Raw genomic sequence first — 2,563 nt, forward strand, 5'->3', positions numbered from 1 at the left:
CCTGCCGGACGGCGAGGGGCGCGAGCAGCCCGACACGCGCGAGACCACCCTGTGGGAGCACCTGCAACTGCAGGCCGCCCAGGCGGGCTGTCGGCATCGGACCACGCCATCGCCCTGACCCTGATCGACATGGTGGACGAGGGCGGCTACCTGCGCGGCGAACTGGGCGAGGTCGCCGACCGGCTGGGCGTGGCGGCGGAGCGGGTCGAGGGCGTGCTGGCCGCGTGCCACGGCTTCGAGCCGACGGGGGTGATGGCGCGGTCCGTGCCCGAATGCCTGAAGCTGCAGCTGATCGAGCGGAACCGGTTCGACCCGGCGATGGCGCGGCTGCTGGAGAACCTGGATCTGCTGGCCCGGCGGGACCTGGCCGCCTTGCGCAAACTGTGCGGCGTGGACGCCGAGGACATGGTCGAGATGATCGCCGAGCTGAAGGCGCTGACGCCGCGGCCCGGCGCGGGCTTCGGCGGCGAGCCGGCTCAGACCGTCATTCCGGACGTGCATGTGCGCGCCGACCCGGCCGGCGGCTGGAAGGTGGAGCTGAACGCCGACACCCTGCCCCGGCTGATCATGGACAAGCGCTATCACGGGGTGGTGGCCGCCGGGGCGCGGTCCGACGTCGAGAAGACCTTCGTGGCCGACTGCGCGGCCCAGGCCAGCTGGCTGGTCAAGTCGCTGGACCAGCGGGCCAAGACGATCCTGAAGGTCTCGTCCGAGATCGTGCGCCAGCAGGACGCCTTCCTGGCCTTCGGCGTGGAGTTCCTGCGGCCGCTGAACCTGAAGACGGTGGCCGACGCGATCGGCATGCACGAATCGACGGTCAGCCGGGTGACCTCGAACAAATACGTCTCGACGCGCGCGGGGTGTTCGAGCTGAAATTCTTCTTCACGGCGGCCATCCAGTCGTCGGACGGAGGCGCGCTGCACTCGGCCGAGGCCGTCCGTCACCGGATCAAGTCGATGATCGACGGCGAGGGCCGGGACGGCGACGTGCTGTCGGACGACCGCATTGTCGAGCTGCTGAAGGAGACGGGCGTCGACATCGCCCGGCGCACGGTGGCGAAATACCGGGAAGCCCTGCGGATTCCGTCGTCCGTCGAGCGCAAGCGGATGATGAAGGCGGGTTGATCGCCCTCGTTCGCCCCGCCTTCGCGGATATGCACGAACCAGGTCGAGCGACATTCAACCCGTCATTCCCGACCTAGTGTCGGGAATCCATGAACACCGAGGCTGGAAGCGAGACCGCCCAGCCGCCCCCAGCGGTTATGGATGGCCGGGACTAGCCCGGCCATGACGGAGGGAAGATGAGGGAATTTTCAGCACCGGCGAACGCATGGCAATTGGACCTGGAGAGCCCGGTCTTCCCGCTGCGGCGCCCTGTCACCACAAATCGGTGATCGACGTTGACACCTTCCTTGGGCGGGCGCGTTCTACCGGCATGCAAGTCCAAGTCAGTGGCAAGCACGTGGATGTCGGCGAAGCGTTAGGCTCGCGCATCTCCCAAGAACTCCAAGATGGGATCGGCAAGTACTTCGAACGCGGGGCGCAGGACGCCGAGGTCGTGGTTTCGAAGGACGGTCACGGCTTCAAGGTGGACTGTTGGGTCCGCTTGGCGTCGGGGCAGGCCATCGTCACCACCGGGCTGGGCGGGGACGCCCATGGCGCCTTCTCGGACTCGCTGGACAAGCTGGAGAAGCGCGTCCGCCGCTATAAGCGCCGACTGAAGGACCACCATATCGGGCCCAAGCGCCTGTCGCCGGAAAAGACCGAGGACGCCGCGCGCGAGGTCGCCCGCAGCATCGTGCTGCGCAATCCCGACGAGGTTGAGGACGAGGCCTTCGGAGACGCCGGCCGGCCTGACGAACCGCCTCCGGTCGGCATGGTCATCGCCGAGACCGAGACCGAGATCCGGACCATCACCGTGGGCCGGGCGGTCGCGGAGCTGGACATGACCGGCTATCCGGTCGTGGTGTTCCGCAACGCCGGCCACGGCGGCATCTCGGTGGTCTATCGCCGGCCGGACGGAAACGTCGGCTGGATCGACCCCGAGCGGACGGCGAAATCGCTCAACGGACACCGTTCGGTAAACGGTGTCGGATCATAGTGCTTCCCACAACGAGGCGGGTCGTCTAAACGGCGCCCGCCCACCTGGGATGATCGGGTAGAGTCGGGGTTCTCATGGACATCGGTGATTTGCTGGCGGACGGCGGCGTCGTTCTGCGCAGCGGCGCTTCGTCGAAGCGCCAGGCCCTGCACGTGGTGGCCGACGCGGCCGCCGAGGCGCTGGGCCTGCCGGGCGACCGGATCCTGGAGGCGTTGCTGGAGCGCGAGGCGCTGGGCTCGACGGGCCTGGGCTCGGGCGTGGCCGTGCCCCACGCGCGCCTGAATGGCGTGGCGCGGGTGACGGCGGTGTTCGTGCGGCTGGACACGCCGGTCGCCTACGGCTCGGTCGACGACCGGCCGGTGGACCTGATGTTCGCCCTGTTCGCCCCGACCCAGCGACGGCGCGGAGCACCTGCGGGCGCTGGCGGCCGGTGTCGCTCGCGCCCTGCGTTCGCCGGGCAGAT

1 protein-coding gene and 2 pseudogenes are annotated in these 2,563 nt (G+C 68.9%); all 3 read left to right on the forward strand.

The annotated features are described in order from the left end of the window. Positions 1-1,124, forward strand: a pseudogene (gene rpoN, locus AC2W7C_RS16590) (RNA polymerase factor sigma-54); the annotation flags it as partial. 310 nt (positions 1,125-1,434) lie between these two features. Next, positions 1,435-2,100, forward strand: a complete 666-nt coding sequence (gene hpf, locus AC2W7C_RS16595; protein ID WP_486002374.1) for a ribosome hibernation-promoting factor, HPF/YfiA family — start codon at positions 1,435-1,437, stop codon at positions 2,098-2,100. A gap of 74 nt (positions 2,101-2,174) precedes the next feature. Further along, positions 2,175-2,563: pseudogene (locus AC2W7C_RS16600) on the forward strand (PTS sugar transporter subunit IIA); the annotation flags it as partial.

The organism is Brevundimonas sp. CURTG3B2_SDJG (assembly GCF_057364705.1).